General features: G+C 60.7%; 16 protein-coding genes. 6 read left to right on the top strand and 10 right to left on the bottom strand.

Going from position 1 to position 20,076, the window contains the following annotated elements:
- Positions 1–155 precede the first annotated feature (155 nt).
- Complete coding sequence (gbcA, locus tag AD665_RS00420) at positions 156–1,451, top strand: glycine-betaine demethylase subunit GbcA (protein ID WP_024779451.1); 1,296 nt, start codon at positions 156–158, stop codon at positions 1,449–1,451.
- Between the two features lie 233 nt (positions 1,452–1,684).
- Here gbcA and AD665_RS00425 read toward each other — a convergent pair whose 3' ends face one another.
- From AD665_RS00425 to AD665_RS00470, 10 genes are all read right to left on the bottom strand, one after another.
- Positions 1,685–2,935, bottom strand: coding sequence for a metallophosphoesterase family protein (locus AD665_RS00425; protein ID WP_053190523.1), 1,251 nt, complete (start codon positions 2,933–2,935; stop codon positions 1,685–1,687).
- A gap of 27 nt (positions 2,936–2,962) precedes the next feature.
- On the bottom strand, positions 2,963–4,831 hold the full coding sequence (locus AD665_RS00430) for a c-type cytochrome (RefSeq protein ID WP_053191286.1): 1,869 nt from the start codon (positions 4,829–4,831) through the stop codon (positions 2,963–2,965).
- Positions 4,832–4,964: 133 nt separating this feature from the next.
- Entirely contained in the window at positions 4,965–8,417 is a 3,453-nt protein-coding gene (locus AD665_RS00435) for a GMC oxidoreductase (RefSeq protein ID WP_053190526.1), read from the bottom strand.
- Positions 8,418–9,462: 1,045 nt separating this feature from the next.
- On the bottom strand, positions 9,463–10,029 hold the full coding sequence (locus AD665_RS00440) for a GNAT family N-acetyltransferase (protein ID WP_024776572.1): 567 nt from the start codon (positions 10,027–10,029) through the stop codon (positions 9,463–9,465).
- A 197-nt stretch (positions 10,030–10,226) separates the two neighbouring features.
- On the bottom strand, positions 10,227–10,997 hold the full coding sequence (etfB, locus tag AD665_RS00445) for an electron transfer flavoprotein subunit beta (protein WP_024776571.1): 771 nt from the start codon (positions 10,995–10,997) through the stop codon (positions 10,227–10,229).
- A 15-nt stretch (positions 10,998–11,012) separates the two neighbouring features.
- Entirely contained in the window at positions 11,013–12,233 is a 1,221-nt protein-coding gene (etfA, locus tag AD665_RS00450; protein WP_024776570.1) for an electron transfer flavoprotein subunit alpha, read from the bottom strand.
- A complete protein-coding gene (gene dgcB, locus AD665_RS00455) occupies positions 12,233–14,182 on the bottom strand; it encodes a dimethylglycine demethylation protein DgcB (protein ID WP_024776569.1) in 1,950 nt (649 codons plus the stop codon). The genes etfA and dgcB overlap by 1 nt, the downstream gene beginning before the upstream one ends.
- Before the next feature lie 169 nt (positions 14,183–14,351).
- The gene (gene dgcA, locus AD665_RS00460) at positions 14,352–16,412 is read right to left on the bottom strand and encodes a dimethylglycine demethylation protein DgcA (protein ID WP_024776568.1); all 2,061 of its coding nucleotides are present in this window, start codon (positions 16,410–16,412) and stop codon (positions 14,352–14,354) included.
- Positions 16,413–16,427: 15 nt separating this feature from the next.
- The gene (locus tag AD665_RS00465; RefSeq protein WP_024776567.1) at positions 16,428–16,958 is read right to left on the bottom strand and encodes a DUF5943 domain-containing protein; all 531 of its coding nucleotides are present in this window, start codon (positions 16,956–16,958) and stop codon (positions 16,428–16,430) included.
- 80 nt (positions 16,959–17,038) lie between these two features.
- Positions 17,039–18,016: a dipeptidase gene (locus AD665_RS00470; RefSeq protein ID WP_024776566.1), complete on the bottom strand. Its 978-nt coding sequence runs from the start codon at positions 18,014–18,016 to the stop codon at positions 17,039–17,041.
- Between the two features lie 234 nt (positions 18,017–18,250).
- On the opposite strand from AD665_RS00470, the gene AD665_RS00475 reads away from it, so the two are divergent.
- From AD665_RS00475 to AD665_RS27980, 5 genes are all read left to right on the top strand, one after another.
- Positions 18,251–18,652: a lysozyme inhibitor LprI family protein gene (locus tag AD665_RS00475; protein WP_024776565.1), complete on the top strand. Its 402-nt coding sequence runs from the start codon at positions 18,251–18,253 to the stop codon at positions 18,650–18,652.
- 135 nt (positions 18,653–18,787) lie between these two features.
- Positions 18,788–19,000: a type II toxin-antitoxin system RelE family toxin gene (locus tag AD665_RS00480; RefSeq protein ID WP_122319480.1), complete on the top strand. Its 213-nt coding sequence runs from the start codon at positions 18,788–18,790 to the stop codon at positions 18,998–19,000.
- Positions 18,984–19,307, top strand: coding sequence for a helix-turn-helix domain-containing protein (locus AD665_RS00485; RefSeq protein ID WP_053190528.1), 324 nt, complete (start codon positions 18,984–18,986; stop codon positions 19,305–19,307). The genes AD665_RS00480 and AD665_RS00485 overlap by 17 nt, the downstream gene beginning before the upstream one ends.
- Before the next feature lie 362 nt (positions 19,308–19,669).
- A complete protein-coding gene (locus AD665_RS00490) occupies positions 19,670–19,891 on the top strand; it encodes a hypothetical protein (protein WP_147460424.1) in 222 nt (73 codons plus the stop codon).
- A 9-nt stretch (positions 19,892–19,900) separates the two neighbouring features.
- The gene (locus AD665_RS27980; RefSeq protein ID WP_275077654.1) at positions 19,901–20,023 is read left to right on the top strand and encodes a hypothetical protein; all 123 of its coding nucleotides are present in this window, start codon (positions 19,901–19,903) and stop codon (positions 20,021–20,023) included.
- Positions 20,024–20,076: the final 53 nt, after the last annotated feature.

Consider the following 20,076-nt stretch of genomic DNA (forward strand, 5'->3'; position numbering starts at 1 on the left):
TCGGGAACAGATTGGGCCATGTCGCCCATGGATAAGGTTCCAGCCCGGCGCGGCCCCACACTCGCCCCAACAGACAAACAACGTTTTCTGCCTTGCGTAGCACAACCGATTAGCCATATTTCGCCGGCCACACAGATGGCCATGAGGATACAACGATGGACGTGACCACAACCCTGAGCCTGGGCGATCCACTGGAACCCGCACGCAAGGCCACCGTGCAGATGCTGCAGGAACGCGAGCGCACCTACTCGCTGCCGCAGCCATTCTATAGCGACGAGCGCCTGTTCGATATCGACATGCAGGAGATCTTCCAGAAGGAATGGCTGATCGCCGGCATGACCTGCGAGATCCCGACCAAAGGCAACTACCTGACCCTGCAAGTCGGCAAGAACCCGATCATCGTGATCCGCGGCGCCGACGGTGTGGTCCACGCTTTCCACAACGTCTGCCGCCACCGTGGTTCGCGCCTGTGCACCAGCGACAAAGGCAAGGTTGCCAAGCTGGTCTGCCATTACCACCAGTGGACCTACGAGCTCGACGGTCGCCTGCTGTTCGCCGGTACCGAAATGGGCGCCGACTTCGACATGAATCAGTATGGCCTCAAGCCGGTGAACGTGAAGACCGCCGGTGGCTACATCTTCATCAGCCTGGCAGAGAACCCGCCGGCCATCGATGATTTCCTGTCGACCCTGAGCCATTACATGGAACCCTACGACATGGAAAACACCAAGGTGGCGGTGCAAACCACCTTGATGGAGAAGGCCAACTGGAAACTGGTGCTGGAAAACAACCGCGAGTGCTACCACTGCGGCGGCTCGCACCCGGAATTGCTCAAGACCCTGCTGGAATGGGACGACGTCACCGACCCGCGCGCAGACCAGGCGTTCAAGGACCACGTGGCCGCTTCCGCTGCTGCCTGGGAAGCGGAGAAGATCCCTTACGCACACGCCAGCTTCGGCCTGCGTAACCGCATCGTGCGCATGCCGCTGCTCAAAGGCACTGTGTCGATGACCATGGATGGCAAGCAGGGCTGCGCCAAGTTGATGGGTCGCATCAAGAACCCGGACCTGGGCTCGATGCGTATCCTGCACCTGCCGCACTCATGGAACCACTGCATGGGCGACCACATCATCGTGTTCACCGTGTGGCCGATCAGCGCCCAGGAAACCATGGTCACCACCAAGTGGATCGTGCACAAGGACGCGGTCGAAGGCGTGGACTACGACGTGGCGCGCATGCGCGAAGTCTGGGACGCTACCAACGACCAGGACCGTCGCCTGGCCGAAGAAAACCAGCGCGGCATCAACTCCACCGCCTACCAGCCTGGCCCATACTCCAAGACCTATGAGTTCGGCGTGGTGAACTTCGTGGACTGGTACAGCGGTCGCATGCTGAACAACCTGGGCGCCGAGCCTGCTCCGTACCTCAAGGGCATCAAGGTCCAGGCCTAAGAGCAACGGCATCGCGAGCAGGCTCGCTTCCACATTCGATCTTCGGTCCGCCAAAGATCCCCTGTGGGAGCGAGCCTGCTCGCGATAGCGGTGGATCAACTCGCATCAATGTTGTTTGTACCACCGTCTTCGCGGGCAAGCCTGGCTCCCACAGGTCCCGCGTCATGCATAAATATCGTATACACCACAAATTCACTGTGGGAGCGAGCCTGCTCGCGATAGCGGCCTGACTATCAGCCCGTCACCGAAGACCACCGCACCGAGCCATCCTCCCCGTAGAACGTCTCTTCGATGTTCTCGCCCACCAGCCGCACCTTCACATACCCGTTCAGCACCCGCTCCGGATACACCTCGTCCCCCGCCAGTTTCGTCTCCGACCACAACACCCGCGGATGCCCGTTCAGCTCGCTGGTGGTGCCATAGGGAATCGCACCGTGCCCGGCGCAGCGTGCGTGCAACCCGCCTTGGGTGGCGTAGCAGATCCCGTTGTGCAAATGCCCCCAATACCAGTAATCCGGTTCACGCCCCAGCGCATCGCACACCGGCTGGTACAGCGCGGTCTTGTTGTGCCCGGAAATGTCGAACCCCTGGTGATGACTGAGCACCATCAGTTTCTTGCGCTTGGGCAGGCTTTTCATCCAGTCGATCTGTTGAACGTTGAGTGTGCCGTCCATGTACAGGTTCATGGCATCCGAGGCGTAGGCGCTGTCGAGGCCGACCACCAGCCAGTCGTCGTTGTACAAGGCAAAGTAACTGGTGCCCTGCTGCACCGGAAAGCGCTTGGCCAGCTCCTTGAAGTAGCCATGGGCGCCGCTGTACATCTCATGATTGGAATTGAGGGTGAACGAACCGTGCTTGCCCTGGGGCCAGCCGACCATGTCGACGTCTTCCTGGGAATGCGTGCCGGCGTAGTAGACGTCCCCCAGGTGAATGGTGAAATCGGCCTCGGCCAGTTGCATCTGATTGGCCACCGCCACGGCTGGAGCGTGGCTATCGAACGGTCCGGTACCCCAGTCGCCAGCAATGGCCAGCACCACGTCGCTGTCCATTTTCACCAACGCGGGGTTGGTGGCGAACGGCGCATGATGGCGCAGGTTCTCGATCCACTTGAGCAGCGCCTCGCTCCACAACAGGTCCAGCAATTCCCATTTGCGACAGCCCAGCAAAGTGCCGTCCTTGAGCACCCGGGTCGGCAATTCGTCTTCGCTTTGCGGCAAGGGCTTGGCGTTGCCGATCTTCAGGATCGACAGGCCGTGGGCCAGCTCCCACGGCACGGCCGGCTCGTCGTCCGGCAGGTCGCCATGTTCGATCACGTGCCGGGCCTGGTCGTGGCCCCGTTGCAACAGCTTGACGATGGCCTGGAACTCCTCGGGCTCCAGATCGTTGACGAGCTTTTTCCAGGACATCTCCAGCCGCGTGACCAACCCATGCAGGCGGACCTTGACCTTGTCGAACTCATGTTCCCAATGATGCAGTAATGACATGTGGACGCTCCTTCGCAGTGCCCTGGGCTACAGGGTCTTCATGAACTCGATCAGGGCTCGCTTGTCAGTGTCCGACAGCTGCGTGCCATACAGGTGACCGCCGTTGTGGTTGCCCTCCAGCCGGGTGTCGTATTTGAAATCCGCCGACGCCTTCATCTGCCCGCCGCTGGTGATAAAGCCGACCTTCTGCGGATCGTAGATATCGGAGCCGGTGTAGAACACCTGCGGACGCTGCTCCGGCGGCAGCAACAGGTCCCACAAGGTCGGCACCGAGCCGTTGTGCAGATACGGCGCACGCAACCAGACGCCGTCGGTGGGGGTGTTGCTGTAGCTTTGGGTCTTGCGGTAAGCGTTGAAATCGAATGGCGGCTTCTTGAAGCCGTGGAACGCCGTCACCAACCCGGTGGTGAAGGAATTCAGGCGATGGGGATCGGTGCCCAACTGGTCGATGTTGGTAGTGACCTGGCCCGTGTCGGTGCGGCCGAAGTCGTGGCAACCGGCGCAGTTTTTCTCCCAGATCGGTTTGCCCTGGGCCACCTTCGCCTGATCCAGGGCGAACGGCCAGGCCGGCGCCTTGTGCCCCAGCAACCAGTTGGTCACCCGGTTGAAGCTGGGCGGCAGCACCGACTCCGGCGTCGCGCCAACAGCCATGGCGGCGGCGTAGTTGCGCTCGTGAATGTTGTTGTTATTGCCGTCCCAGTGCAGGTACATCGACTCGCGAGGCTTCTGGTTCCAGACCTGCGGCAGGTCCACAGTGCCGATGGTCGAGTCGTCCGGGAAGCCGAACACCACCATTTTGGTCGGATTGAAGGTGTCGGTCCGCCCGGGGCCCTGGGCCGGGCGCAGTTTCTGCCAGGCGTAGGCCTGCTTCTGCTTGAGCAGCGCGCTCTTGGCCATCGGGATGATCAGGTAGCGGTTGTACAGCTTCTCGAAAAAGCCCAGTTGGAACTTGCCGTTGATCGCGGCCATGATCGCATCGGGGGTGAATTTCGGGTCGCTGGCACAATCGTAGGCAAACCACTGGAAGGCTTGCAGTTGCAAGGTATTGGCCGGCGCGGTTGCGACCGGAACCGCTACGTCGGTGGCGTTGGCCCGGTATGAGCCGGTATGGCACAGGGCGCAGTTCGGCTCCACGGTGGGGTAGCCCAGTTGTCGCTTGGCCATGCCGATGGGCAGGTCCTTACCGTTTTCATAGAGGAAACCGAATACTTCGTAGCCACCCGGCTTGGGCATCTTTTCCGGGCACATCTGCGGCAACACGGCGAACAGGTAGTAAGGAATCCGTGCTTCTATGCCAAGGCCGATGGCAGCGTATTTGTAATGGTCTTCGTCGGAAGCGAAGTCCGGCTGTGGTACCTCGCGGATCATCTGGTACCAGGTCTGGTAACCGATGAAGCCCAGTACCAGCACCACGACCAGCACACCGGTCCTGAAGCGCGGACTGTGCCAGTGCCGTGTCCAGCCTTCACGCCACTCCCGGCACCCCGTACAGAGCAAGGCCAGCGGGCGATGGGCAACCGTGCTGCCCAGGTACAGCAGCACGCCCAGTATCAGGAACATGCTCAGGTCACCCATCAGCATCGGCACGAACAACGAGCCCTGGTTGTTGGTGTTGATCAGGTAGATCCAGAACACCACCGCCACCAGCCGCGAGAGCACGCACAGCCACGAATTCACCACGAAGCGTGGCGCATTGAACCCCGACGGCATATAGAACAGGCTGATCCCCACCAGCAACATGCCGGTGTTTTCCAGCCAGGGATCGGACAGCACGGGCGGCAGGCCAAGCATGGACGTCAGCAATGCCGGCGCGAACAGCGCCGGAATCGCGAAGAACATGTTCATGACAATCCCGACCCAGATGATGCGTTGGTACCAGCGGATGTAAGTGTTCATGGGCATCCTTTTTCCTTAAGCCTATCCACGAGGTGCAGCGCCCTACCGATCGATTTCGCGAGCAGGCTCGCTCCCACATGGGCATGCGGTCTCCTGTGGGAGCGAGCCTGCTCGCGAAGAAGTCGACGCGGTTCTAACCCAGCGCAGTCTTCTCCAGGTGCTGGAGGATGATCGGATACACATCCACCACCGCATCCTTGCCGAACATGCAGTCGATATGGCCGTAGCCCGGTATTTCGTGGCGGCTGAACAGTTGCGGGCCATGCATGTCGCACAGTCGCTCATAGGTCTTGAGGGTGCTCTGCGGCAAGTAGCACTGGTTGTCGGCACCGCTGATGAAGCAGATCGGCAATTTCAGCCGATCGAAATGCGGCATATAGACGTCGTTGCCCTTGAAGTCCACCAGATGCCCCTTGCGCACGATCAGCGCCAGGTGCTCGAAGGTGTGCATGTTCGACTCGCCGAACAGTTCATGCAGGTTGTCGTGCAGGGTTTCGTTGAGGGTGTCGTGGCGGTACAGCGACGCATACATGAAGGTGATGCGATGACAGACCGGGTTGGTGCAGTAGCCCTGGGCCTCGATCCGGGCATAACCATTGAGCGCTTTGTCGTAGAGCTTGTTGAACCAGTTCTCCTTGGTGTCGGCGTAGGCGGTAAGGGACTTGATGCCGATGGCGTCGAGCATGCCCGGCAGGTGCAGGCCGGCCTTCAGACCGGTGGCGGTGGCGACCACCGTATCGGCGGCAATCTGCGAGCAGACTACCGAGCGCACCCCTTGCAGCCCCGCCAGCATCGACATGAAGAAGGTCGTGGCACCGTAGCAATGCACCACACACTGCACGTCGCGGGCGAGGGTCGCCTGCTGGATCTGTTCGATGGCCGCCTTGAAGTCGTACTGGGCCACCTGGTCGCCGTTCCATTCATGCTTGCTGGCGGGCAGCAGGATGCTCACTCGCAAGTCCAGCAGCCAGACGTCGTATTCGTGCTTGCACAGGTACTCCAGCAGGTTGGTGTGAATGGTATCGGTGGAAAAGATGTTCGAGCCCACGCCCAGCCCGTGAACCAGCATCACCGGACCTTTGCTGCCCGCCTGATAACGGGTCAGGCGCAGCTGGACGTTGTCTTCGGTCTCGAAGAAATGCACGGTCGGTGCCGGCGCGTCCAGCGGCCGCTTGATCCGCGGTGGCGCATCCGGGTTGAAGTAGATATCGCCGGCGAACACCCCGCCGTAGCTCTCCCACAGGATGCCGGCAAAGAACTTGCCGAACCGCGCCAGGGCTTCGACCCGCTCGCGTTCGTTGCGGGCGTTGAGCACCTTCATGGTGGTCATCTGCTTGGCAAAGTCCGCCGGCAGGATGTGCATCACCCCCGAGCCGAGTACCGCGCCGGTCTTGTCCGGCCCGCGATAGAGGGTGACATAGAGGGTGCTGGTGTCATGCCAGATGTTCAGCACGCCATTGTCCTCGGGCACGGTCTTGAAGGCACTGAAGTAATAGTCGCTGCCGTCCTCGGCGGTCAGCTTCATGTCGTAGTTCATGTGCCGCACGCCCACCTGCTCCTGGTATTGCTCGAACAGATTGAAGACGCCGTTGCTGGCAACCAGCGGCTGCGGCGAGAGCAAGGGGGCGTCCAGAGTGCCCACCAGTGTCGCAGCGTGCTCCGGCTCCTTGATCATCCGATTGAGGTCGTCGGCGGTAATGGTCAGGGTGAACTCGATGGTCGAGTTGTCGGTTCTTCCGCGTTTCGCCGCCGCTTCGTAAAGCGTGAGATCCGTGCCTTGGGCCTGGGTGAAGGCGGTAGAGAAATAGCCCTTCATGGTTTCGGTGAACTGCACGCCGAGGGTTGGCGCCGCCACCGACTTTTTCGGGGCCGAAGGCAGCGTATAGTCGATATGCCAGCCACGATCGGCCGCCAACAGCCCCATGTTGCGTTCGCTCACCGCCGAAATCGTCAGCAGCGGGTTGACTGCCAGTGAGGTCGGAATCACTGCACCGTCGGCCACGTACAGGCCAGGGTAGACATCCGTGCCGCTGGTGCCGCTGAACACCTGGCCCTTGTGGTTGACCACGCCTTGCGTCGCGTCCTCACCCATCACGCAGCCGCCCAGCGGATGAACCGAGACGATGCTGTGCTTGAGCAACTTGGTCCAGATCGGGTTCTCGACCCAGATCCCGCCCAGCGCCTTGGTGCTCTGGTGCAGGCGTTCATTGCCGAGGGTGACGTTTTCCTGCTCACCGACACCGGGCCAGTCGATGCGCAACTGGTCCTTGCTGTCGAGTACCATACGGCCCTTGCCGTTGTCGTGGCTCATGATCAGATAAGTCTGCATGTTGTGCAGCGCGCCGTAATACGGGCCGCGCAGGAAGCTTTCGGCTTCCCGTCCCTTGTATTTCAGGCTGGCACCGAACCCCTTATCGGTGGGCACGCCAATCATCTCGGCGAACGCCGCCATGCTCGGCACCATCGGCCGACCAAGAGCGCCAGGGATCGAGCCTTCCTCGATGACCATGCGGCTGCGCCAGTCACCCTCGGTGCGCATGTCGATGATCGAGGTGATACACGGCCCCACCGGTTCCAGTTCCTTGGCCGAATGGGCGCCGAAACCGATGCCGTTGATGGTCTGGTCGCAGTTGTGGCCGAACCCGAGGATGTCGCCGTTGCCGCTCATGTTCTCGCCCAGTTGACTGGACAGCGACAGCCCCTTGTCCCGGGAACGCAGCATGATCTCGGTGGAACCCAGAGTTCCGGCGGACACCACCACGATGTCGGCCCGCACGAACAGCGTCGGTGCCGAGAACAGTTCGCGGCCGCTGTCCAGGTACTGGAAGTGTACGATCCAGCCGTCACCGTCGCGCTCCAGGTGCCGGACCTCGGCCTGGCAGAAAATTTCCGCGCCGTGGTTCCAGGCATCCGGCAGGTAATTCATCAGCGTGGTGTTCTTGGCCTTGTTGTTACAACCGGAGACGCAGTCGCCACAGCCGTTGCACGGCAACTGTTCGACGCCGACGTGGTTGAGGTTGTTGGGCAACTTGTCGAACGTAACGTTGATCGGCGGCCGATAGAAATGCGCAGTTTGCTTGAGGTAGTCGGCCGACTTGCGGTGGGCTTCGAGCTTGGGCAGCTTCGGCTCCGATGACGGATAGGCATTGGGCTTGAGCATTTCCCTGGCCCGGGCGTAACCGTCCTTGAGCAATGTGTCGCGGTGTTCACGCACTTCCAACGGCCAGCGTGGATCTTCGAATACACCGGACTCCGGTTCCAGGGAGACATTGGCGTTGATCAGCGAAGTACCGCCCAGGCCACAGCCCACCACCACGTTCTGCTGGGCATTGACGTGCAAGTCGAACATGCCGGTGCGCGAGCCGATGTGGCCGTCCGGGTCATGTACCTGCAACTCCTCGGTGGCCGCCAGCATGGTGTTGGGGTATTCGCCGGGTTGCATCTCTCGGCCCCGCTCCAGCAGGCACACCTTGCGTCCGGCCCGGGATAGTCTTGAAGCGGCGATGCCACCACCGTAACCGGAGCCGATGACGATAACGTCGTAGTGTTCCTTGATATCACTGATGGGGGTCGAGATCCGTGTCATGTCCAAGTCCTCTCAGGCAGAAAGGGCAACTCTTCGGTTGCCTGTAAATCGAAGGCGTACAAAAACGCCTGGCCATGGCCCCGCAAGGGTACCCGCGGCAATCAACGGTATTGCGGGTGAAACCAGGCGTGCATGAAGGCTATTGGCGCACACGCTGATTGGCGGCGTGGCGACGAATGCGTCTGGGCAACAACGTGGGAGGCGTCGGAACGCGATTCACCGAGGAGGGGAGGTACGCGTGAGGGGGTCGGCTATCCATCCTGTGCTCTCCCTGAACCGGATGTGGATAAAAACGCTGGTGTCCTTGTCGTTTGGAGTGAAGACACGCGACAGGTATGCGTCAAGGCAGTTCCTTAGAACTGTATGAAATTTGATCTATCGCGATTCGAACTATACCCGGCGGGCGTCGCAGCCTTTCGCCAACAAGTTATCCACATGACAACCCACAGCTAATGGGGACAAGTCCACCGAGGAATGAGCAATTTCTTGGAAAACCCCAGAATGAACCGGAATTTATCCCCATAGAGGGATTTTCCAGCACATCGGTCATTTTATGATCAAAGACCGCAGATGCCTGATCCATATGGCCTGCGACGGGGAGCGAACACCTTATCCACAGAAGCGCCAACAGCGTTTGGGGGTAATTTTGACGAATCTGTGGAAAAGCGCTGGCAGGCCCTGTAAATCAAGGTTCTATGGGATGTTTTCCAATTGCTCAGGTGATTTGATCATTTAATGACCAATCAAGCCAAACGCCCGTACCGCTTGGCTTGTAGAGGAGAGCGAACATCTTATCCACAAAAGCGCCAACAAGTATTGGGGGCAACTGTGGATCACACTCTGTCTTCGCCGATCAGAAAAAGCCAATAAAAACCGTGAGTTGGCTGATCATTATTTGAACGAAGCCTTGGATGGCTTGATTGGCAAGGGGTATAGCAAGGAGCGAACAGGTTATCCACAAGTAGGTATACAGTAACTGTGGGTAAGCAACTATTCCGCGGGAGGTACCTGCTCACTCCTCCACGGAATCTGGTCATGCAACAGTTCAGGGCCGATGCATGAGATACGCGTCTCCCGTTACCTTAATCATTGGATGCGGGACGATCTGACAGGTTTTAACGATGCCAAAGCCATGGCGCTCATAGAAGCGCCGGGCACCGGTGTTCGCTGCGTAGTCAATCAGGCTCAGCCCCTTGAGCTTCAATCGATCGGCCCGCTGTTGTGCCAGGTCGAGAAAACGCACGCCCAGCCCCTTGTTACGCCAACCTTCGTGCAGGGCCAGGCTCGATATATAGAGCGTATCGGGAATTTCCATATCGGCGTAAGGCGCCAGGACCGGATCCGTGACGGGCGTCGCCAGCGGGTCATGATGCATCACGTAGCAATGCATCATCCCGATAACCCGACCGTCAGCCTCTGCAATGACGCAGTTCTGGTAGGAGAAATCAACATCCTCCCGAGCGTAGCGAGCTGCGCCCACTTCTACCAGATCCTGTCCAGGCTCCGCCAGCTGGCTCCAGATGTAGTCAGAAGCACCTTCGGAGGAAATCTGGAACAAGCGAGCGATCTCGGGCGTATCCGCGGGTGAAGCGGGACGAAATACGATGTCCATGAAAGAGGGTTCCAATAGCTATCAGACGCCTTTCGGGGTTATCCACAGAGGCGCACAGGGGAGATTGTGGGTAAACCCGAATCCCTTGTGAGCGAGCCTGCTCGCGATAGCGGCGTATCAGGCGACAACCCTGTCACCTGACACCCAGCCATCGCGAGCAGGCTCGCTCGCACATAGGGTTTTGCGGGGATGTGGGGTTAACGAACTACCCCTTCCTCCACCAACAGCTTGAGAATCGCCTCGGCACCGGCCTCCGGGCTCACGCCCTTAAGCACTTGCCCACCTCCGCCGCTGGCCTTGGCCGTGGCGGCTTTCATGCGGTCGGCGCCGCTCTTGGCCTTGATCACTTTCAGGCGTTTGGGCCGCGGTTTGGCCGGTTGCAGCGTCGCCGCTGCGAGCAAGTCGTCGTCGATCACTTCGACTTCTTCGGCATGCAAGACGCCACGTCGGGCCGGACCGTAGGCACTCTGACGAGGTTTTGGCGCCGCGTTATCCACAGTAGCGAGAAACGGCAGACGCACCTTCAGCCGGCGTCGTTGACCACGGGGCAATGCCTGCAACACCAGCGCCACGCCATTATCGATGGACTCCACCTGGGCCAGCCCCACCACCAATGGCCAGCCCAGGTTTTCTGCCAGCAGGAACGGCAGCATTCCCGAACCTTCGCCGGTTTCCGCCTGGCTACCGGTGAGCACCACCTGGGGCCCCGCGTCGCGCAGGTAGTCGGTCAGGGCCGGTAGCGCGTCGGCCCCTGCCGGGTTTTCCAGCACGCGAAGTTCGTCCAGACCCATCCCCAGGTAAGCGCGCAGGGCTGGTTCGGCCACGTCGCCGGCATGCAGTACTTGCAGGTCGCTTCCGGCCAGTTGCAAGCCCAGCTCCACGGCCCGGGCGTCCTGGTCAGCACGCCTTGGCCGACCGGAGGTAGGGTGGGCGCCGATGGAGACGAGGCTGATCACTTGAGTCGTCATGGTTGAATCCTTAACTTAAGCCGCATCACGCTTGGCCTCGTTGCGGTAAGCCTCTACCGCCGCGATCAAGGCTTGAAGAATCGCCGCGCTGTCGCCGATCACCGACAGGTCTGCCCGCTTGATCATGTCGCAGCCCGGATCGAGGTTGATCGCCACCACCTTGTCGCAGGCACCGATGCCTTGCAGGTGCTGGATCGCACCGGAAATCCCCACGGCCACATAGACCCGCGCGGTGACCCAGGTGCCACTGGCGCCGACCTGACGGTCCCGGGCCATGAAACCATCGTCCACCGCCACCCGCGAAGCGCCTTCGGTAGCACCCAGGGCCGCAGCCGTCTGATGGAACAGCGCCCAGTCCTTGACCCCGTTGCCGCCCGAGAAAATGAATTCGGCTTCGGCCATAGGGATCGCACCCGGATCCACCGCCACCGCCCCCAGATCCTCGATGCGCGACAGGCTACGAGCCACGCCTGTGGATAACTCCACCGGCAACGCCTCGTGGCGGGTTTCGCTGACCGGTTCGGCACATTCGGCGGCGGCCAGGATCAACCGGGCCAAAGGCCGGGCCAAGTCTTGCAGGCCCGCACCGGCGCGACCGATGCACTCCTCGCCCTTGACCTGCCAGACGCGGGTAGCCGGACGCTCGCCCAGGGCCGCGGCAAAGCGCCGGCCCAGTTCAGCGCCACCGCTGCGGCTGTCGGGCAGCAACCAATGTCGCGGGTTGAACTGGTTATCCACAGCCCGCAGGCCCTGCACACGTTGTTCTGGTGCGTAACCGCTGAACTCCTCGCCGTCCAGCACCAACAGACGATCCACGCCGGCTGTGGCGAACGCGCTTTCCTTATGCTCACCAAAGACCACTGCCAGCACGGCACCCTCCGTCCCGGCCAACTGATGAGCCAGGCCCAGCAGATCGCGATCGTGACTGCTGAGGCGTCCGCCCACCATGTCCGGCACCACACAGATGTGGAACGCCGGTTGCAGCACTTGATGCAGCGGCAGTTGCACTTCGGTCGCGGCGCTGCGCTTGGCCGTGCCGCCCTGCTGGGCGCCACTGCGATCGATACGCTTGATACCGTTGGGGCCGATAAAGCCGACGCCATGGACATTCTTGCGAATGATGCCGTTAGGCCCCATCCAGCTGTGCTGTACCGGTTGCATGGCCGCGTGCAGCGGGTGCAGGCGGTTGCGGGCGATCCACTCGGCGCGAGGGTCGCGGCGGATGATGTCGCTCATTAATGCACCTCCGCAGGTTCACGTTTGGCCGAGGCCGCAGGCTTGCTCGGCGCTGCATCTTCGAGCAGGGCATCAGCCACCAGCTCGGCGATGTCCTTGATCATCGGCCGAGGCTCGACTACACCCTCGAGCATCGCAGTGCATTGTGGACAACCCACGGCCACCAGCTCGGCGCCGGTTTCGCGGATGTCTTCCATACGCATGTCAGGGATCCGCTGCTTGCCCGGGATGTCGGTGATCGGCGCACCGCCGCCACCGCCGCAGCAACGCGAACGGAAACCGGAACGCTGCATTTCCTTGACCTCTATGCCCAGGGCACGCAGCACCTGGCGCGGCGCCTCGTATTCGCCGTTGTAGCGACCCAGGTAGCACGGGTCGTGATACGTCACGCTGTCACCCTTGTGCTGGCCGAGGCTGAGGGCACCGGCGTCGATGATTTCCGCCAGGTAGGTGCTGTGGTGCTGCACCAGGTAGTTGCCATCGAAGGCGCCGTATTCATTTTTCAGCACGTGGAAACTGTGAGGATCGCAAGTCACGATGCGCTTGAAATTGTATTTGGCCAGGGTCTGGATATTGCGCTTGGCCAACAGCTGGAACGTCGCTTCGTCACCGAGACGCCGGGCCACGTCGCCGCTGTCGCGCTCCTCAAGACCGAGCACGGCGAAATCGATGTCCGCGGCCTTCAGCACTTTGACGAAGGCGCGCAGGGTGCGCTGGTTACGCATGTCGAAGGCACCGTCACCGACCCAGAACAACACGTCGGTGGATTTCTTCTCGCTGAGCAGGTTCAGGTTGAGGTCCGCCGCCCAGTTCATCCGCCCGCCCGGGGCGAAGCCCCCAGGGTTATCAGTGGCGATGAGATTCTCCAGCACCTCGGCGCCCTTGTTCGGCGTGGCGCCTTTTTCCAGGGTCAGGTGCCGGCGCATGTCGACGATAGCGTCGACGTGCTCGATCATCATCGGGCATTCCTCGACGCAGGCACGGCAGGTGGTGCAGGACCACAGCGTCTCGGCGTCCACAAGGCCGTTGACGATCGGCTGGTGCGGATTGCCGCCGTGCTCGCCCACCGGTTTGCCCGGATACGGGCTGCCGGCGAACTTCGCATCGGTGCCGCCAGCCAGGCCGACGACCATATCCTGGATGAGCTTCTTCGGGTTCAGCGGCTGGCCGGCGGCGAACGCCGGGCAGGCTGCTTCACACTTGCCGCACTGCACGCAGGCGTCGAAACCGAGCAACTGGTTCCAGGTGAAATCCTTGGGTTTCTCCACGCCCAACGGCGCAGTGGGATCGTTCAGGTCCAATGGCTTCAGGCCAGTGGAGCGACCACCGCCAAAGCGCTCGGCACGACGGTGCCAGGCCAGGTGCAGGGCACCGGCAAAGGCGTGCTTCATCGGCCCGCCCCAGGTCATGCCGAACAACAGCTCCGACACACCCCACAGCACGCCGACGCCCAGGATCGCCGCCAACAGCCAACCACCGAAGTTTTCCGGGAGAATACCGGCCACCGGCAGGGTCACCAGGAAGAACGATGCCGAGAACGCCAACAGGCTTTTCGGCAGGCGCATCCACGGGCCTTTCGACAGGCGCGCCGGCGGATTGCGCCGACGCAGGTAGACAAAGATCGCACCGACGAACATCACCGCCGACATCAACAGCAGTGCATAGCCAAGGATACGGTTATGCAGGCCGAAACCGTGCACCAGGATTGCCAGCACAAGCGACGCCACCGCACCACCGGCCGTGGCAACGTGGGTGTTGGCAATGTATTTGTCCCGCGCCACCACGTGGTGCAAATCCACCATGTAGCGCTTGGGCATGGCAAAGAGGCCGCCGATCAGGTTGACCTTGGACGGTCGCCCCCGGCGCCACATGTTCACCCGCCGCAAGGCGCCAAGGACCGCGAGGCCCAAAGCGGCGAACAGCAGGATGGGAAGAAGGGTGTTCAGCATGGTGAAGCTCCCAAAGACCTCAGGTCTTGCAGGCACAGAAACCTGGATGTCTTGCTCGATTCCTGTGGGAGCAAGGCTTGCCTGCGATGGGATTGACTCGGTCAGTCAGATGCTCCGTATCGCTGCTATCGCGGGCAAGCCTTGCTCCCACTGGGTTATCCACAAGCCGTTAGAAATCCTTGCACAGCCGCAGGGCGTCATAGATGGCGGCGTGGGTATTACGCTGCGCCACACAGTCACCGATGCGGAACAGCAGGTAGCCGTCGCCGCTCTGCTCCAGGCATGGTTGAGGCTTGATCGCGAACAGGGCCTCGACGTCGATCTGACCCTTGTTGCGCGAGCCTTCCTTGAGGGCGTAGTAGATCTCCTCGTCCGGCCGCACGCCATTCTCCACCACCACCTGGTCCACCACGCGTTCTTCCTTGGCACCGGTGTATTCGTTCTCCAGCACCGCCACCAGCTTGTCGCCTTCGCGGTAGACCTTCTCCAGCATCATGTCCCCGGTCATGATCACTTCTTTGGGGTACATGCTGCGGTAGTAGGTTGGGAACGAAGTCCCGCCGATGGCCACGCCCGGTTTGATGTCGTCGGTGACGATCTCGACCTGGCTGCCCTTGTCGGCGAGGAAGTCGGCCACGGACATGCCGGTAAACTCGCAAATGGTGTCGTAGACCAGCACGTTCTTGCCCGGCGCAACCTTGCCGTCGAGCACGTCCCAGCTGCTGACCACCAGCCCTTCGGCGGCACCCCAGTGTTCGTTCTGCTCCAGGAACGGATGCCCGCCGACAGCGAGTACTACCACGTCCGGACGCAAGTCCATGATGGTTGCCGCGTCAGCCGCCACGCCCAGGCGCAGATCGACTTTCAGTCGCGCGAGCTCCAGTTGGAACCAGCGGGTGATACCGGCGATCTGGTCCCGTTGTGGGGCTTTCGAAGCGGTGGTGATCTGCCCACCGATGAATTCCTTCTTCTCGAACAGGGTCACGTCGTGGCCACGTTCAGCCGCCACACGAGCGGCTTCCATCCCGGCAGGGCCGGCACCGACCACCACCACCTTGCGTTTCGGCCCGGTGGATTTCTCGATGATGTGCGGCACTCCCATGTATTCACGGGAGGTCGCGGCGTTCTGGATGCACAGTACGTCCAGGCCTTGGTACTGACGATCGATGCAGTAGTTGGCGCCGACGCACTGCTTGATCTGGTCGACCTGGCCCATCTTGATCTTGGCGATCAGGTGCGGGTCGGCGATGTGGGCACGGGTCATGCCGACCATGTCGACATAACCGCCCTCCAGGATCCGCGTGGCCTGGTTCGGGTCCTTGATGTTCTGCGCGTGCAGCACCGGAACCTTGACCACTTCCTTGATGCCGGCGGCCAGGTGCAGGAACGGCTCCGGTGGATAACTCATGTTCGGGATGACGTTGGCCAGGGTGTTGTGAGTGTCGCAACCCGAACCCACGACACCGATGAAGTCCAGCATGCCGGTGTCGTCGTAGTACTTGGCGATCTGCTTCATGTCCTCGTGGGACAGGCCGTCCGGGTGGAACTCGTCACCGCAGATGCGCATGCCCACGCAGAAGTCGTCGCCCACTTCGGCGCGCACGGCCTTGAGCACTTCCAGGCCAAACTTCATCCGGCCTTCGAAGCTGCCGCCCCATTCGTCGGTACGCTTGTTGACCCGCGGACTCCAGAACTGGTCGATCATGTGCTGGTGCACGGCGGACAGCTCAACGCCGTCCAGGCCACCGGCCTTGGCCCGGCGCGCAGCCTGGGCGTAGTTGCCGATCACCCGCCAGATTTCTTCCGGTTCGATGGTCTTGCACGTGGCGCGGTGCACCGGCTCACGGACACCGGACGGCGACATCAGGGTCGGCCAGTTGAAGCCGTCCCAGCGCGAACGACGACCCATGTGAGTAATCTGGATCATGATCTTGGCGCCATGCTTGTGCATGGCGTCGGCCAGGTTCTGGAAGTGCGGGATGATGCGATCGGTGGACAGGTTTACCGAGCTCCACCATTCCTGCGGGCTGTCGATGGCAACCACCGACGAGCCACCACAGATTGCCAGGCCGATGCCGCCCTTGGCCTTCTCTTCGTAATACTTCACGTACCGGTCGGTGGTCATCCCGCCGTCAGTGGCATAGACCTCGGCATGCGCGGTGCTGAGCACGCGGTTGCGGATGGTCAGCTTGCCGATCTGGATCGGCTGGAACATTGCTTCAAAAGCCATGGCGCAATCCTCGACTTACAACGGCTTGACGATGAACAGGCCGTCATCGTGGCCTTCTTCGGAACCACCGTAGACCTGTTCGGCCACGGTACGGATCGAACTGCCGCGAGCAGCGAGGATCTGGTCCATGGCACCGGCGAACCAGCCGGTGAACATGTAGTCGACCTTGCGCCCGACCTTGCCGTACACATAGACGAATGCCGAGTGTTCGAGCTTGACGCTGCAGGTGCCTTTGTCGAGGTCGATGTCCTGGATCTTGAACAGGCCCCAACCACGTTGCGACAGGCGCTTCATGTAGTGTTCGAACACCGCGACGCCTTCCAGGCCGTGGCATTCGGCTTCTTTTTCACACCAGTGCCAGGCGGATTTATAGCCGGCCTTGTAGAGGATCTCGGCGTAGGCGTCGGCGCCCAGCACTTCCTCGATGCCCATGTGGTTGTTGACGAAGAAGTGACGCGGTACATAGAGCATCGGCAGGGCGTCGGAGGTCCAGACACCGGTTTCGCTGTCGACTTCGATAGGCAGTTGAGGGGCGATTTTGGCCATTGAAACTTGACTCCGGAAATTCGTGATGTTGCCCGCGGCGCGGATGGCCGCAGGTAAAGGATTCAGTGCAGCAGCGGCGTTTATTCGCCCCAGACGTCTTTCAAAACGTTGACCCAGTTCTCACCCATGATCTTGCGTACCACCCGCTCGGAATGGCCGCGCTTGAGCAGCGTCTCGGTGAGGTTCGGGAACTCGCCCACGGTGCGGATGCCCAGGGGGTTGATGATCTTCCCGAAGCTGGTCAGACGACGGGCGTAGCCCTTGTCGTGAGTCAGCATCTCGAAGAACGCCTGGTCATGGCCCTGGGTGAAGTCGGTACCGATGCCGATGGCGTCTTCACCGACGATGTTCATGGTGTATTCGATGGCTTCGGCGTAGTCGTCGATGGTCGAATCGATACCCTTGGCCAGGAACGGCGCGAACATGGTCACGCCGACGAAGCCGCCGTGATCGGCGATGAACTTCAGCTCTTCATCGGACTTATTGCGCGGGTGCTCTTTCAGGCCGGACGGCAGGCAGTGGGAATAGCAGACCGGCTTCTTCGATTCGAGGATGACCTCTTCGGAAGTCTTGGAACCGACGTGGGACAGGTCGCACATGATGCCGACGCGGTTCATCTCGGCGACGATTTCACGACCGAAGCCCGACAGGCCGCCGTCGCGCTCGTAGCAACCGGTGCCGACCAGGTTCTGGGTGTTGTAGCACATCTGCACCACACCGACGCCAAGCTGCTTGAAGATCTCGACGTAACCGAGCTGGTCTTCGAAAGCGTGGGCGTTCTGGAAGCCGAAGATGATGCCGGTCTTGCCCTGCTCCTTGGCGAGGCGGATGTCGGCGGTGGTTTTCACCGGGATCACCAGGTCGCTGTTTTCGCGGATCAGTTTCTGGCTGGCGGCGATGTTGTTGATGGTGGCCTGGAAGCCTTCCCATACCGACACGGTGCAGTTGGCAGCGGTCAGGCCGCCTTTACGCATGTCTTCGAACAGGTCGCGGTTCCATTTGGCAATGATCAGCCCGTCGATAACGATGCTGTCGGCGTGCAATTCGGCTGGGCTCATCAGGCAGTCCCCTTTTATCGGATTTCATGCGCCGAATCGTCTGCCGGCGCTTTGGGGCCAGCATATGCCTGAGGGCCGTGGCGACCCGGTGCAAAAACGACAGGGGAATTGCCGAAAGCGTCAATCCGCGACAAAGGGCTGCGCGAGGCCCTCCCTCGCCGTCTGTTCTTTGCCCGGCGCTTGCGCCAGAATCCGCTGCATCACTGGTTTTCACTGGACTCGAACGGCAACGCAATGAAATCAATCCTCCTGGCTTTGGCACTGATCAGCACCGTCGCCCACGCGACCGAAGACACCGAACAGAACCCCTGCGACGCCGTCGAAAACGACGTCCAGACCCTGGCCTGCTCGGCCTATGGCAAGACGGCCGCCGAACAGCTGCTGAGCGAAAACCTGCAGAGCCTCAACGAACGTCTGCAGACCCGCTACGGCAGCGACAAGGCCCAACTCAACGACATCACCGCCAAGATCAAGGCCGCCCAGCAACTATGGCAAAAACAGCGCGACGCCGACTGCGCCATCGCCGCCTTCCCGGCCAAACCGGGCAGCGAAGCGTACAAGATCGCCGAAAACGACTGCATGGCGCAGGTGAGCGACGATAGGTCGGAGTTTTTGGAGTCAATTGGGCAGGAGTGATGACGGGGCAATATCCAGACACCGTTCATGCATTCGCGTCGGAAAAAATATAAGTCAGGATTCGCAAGCCTTATAAAAGACTTATGTTCTTTCAGGAACACAATCTACTAGACCCGAAAAGCCGTTAAGCAGCTTCTGAAATTGCATTCTCCCCATCAGGTTCAGGTCCGGGACGCCATCTCGGCTCTCGTTGAAATGCCTGATGTGGTGAATGTCAAAGCGCTTGTCGGCCATGGCTACGCTTACCGCCTTCGAGTTGGGAGCTATCGAGTCATGTTCGATTGGGACGGGGCGATCAAAGTCGTCAGCATTCAAGAGGTCAAGAAACGCGATGAACGTACCTACTGATATTCAGATCATCAACGATGCCGAGGGAAATCCGGCATTTGTGGTGATTCCGTACTCACAATACGTTGCACAAAAACTGGAGCCAGAGCTAATCCCCCATGAGGTGGTCAGCCGCATCGTCAACGGCGCAACCCCCATCCGTGCCTGGCGCGAACATCTGAATCTGACCCAGGACGACGTCGCCAAGCGTCTGGGCATTTCGCAACCGGCCTTTGCTCAGCAGGAGTCCGTTGCAAAACCCCGCCGGGCCACTCGCGAAAAAATCGCCGCGGCCTTTGGTATCCATGCCGATCAACTTGAACTCTAGTGGCCGAGTCCCCGAACCAGCTACACAGTCCACTAGCCGCCAACTGTCAACTCTGACAGTAGGCGGGCCAAACAGAGAAGCCTAGGATCAGCACGTGACAGGGTTCCCGTTACTTCGGCCTAATCGCCAGGAGCTGATCATGCTGACTCAACATACTTTGCCTCAGGCCCGGCAACCCCATCATCCGGCAGTGTTGTCGCCCAGTTGGAGGATGGTGCCCCCTTCCAATCCAACATGATCAATTTTGCCTACGACTACTACACGACGGACCGACAGCTACGCCTGACGCTTCCGCCGTCCAGGTGCCGGACACGGCCGCCGAACGGGTTATTCGCGGGGTCAAAATGGTGTTCAGCCCAGAAGTGACCAACGAGACCCTGGTGATCGGAGAGCGGAAGGTGCACGTCACTTACTGGACAATGTCGGCGGAGAATGGCCAGACACGCTTCCTGACCAACAACGCCGACAACGGCTCGGTCTCGGTGATTTTCAATCACGAGGAAGAAACCTACCTCGGTAGTTTCACTTTCGGACCCGCCGGAAGCGTTATCCACGGGCAGTTTCTCCATCCAGGGACGGGATAACTTCACCCTTTGAGGGACTCACCGGTCATCGTCCGGTATGTGATCCTGGACTTCGAGTACCCCCGCTTCGGCGTTATCCGAGTCGACTACTTCGACAAAATCATGCTGGATTTGCGCAAGTCCCTGGACTGAGGCAATAAAAATCACCACGTCCCCCGGCTCCGATATGGATAGACTTGGACCTC

Source organism: Pseudomonas corrugata, from assembly GCF_001269905.1.
GTDB lineage: Bacteria > Pseudomonadota > Gammaproteobacteria > Pseudomonadales > Pseudomonadaceae > Aquipseudomonas > Aquipseudomonas corrugata.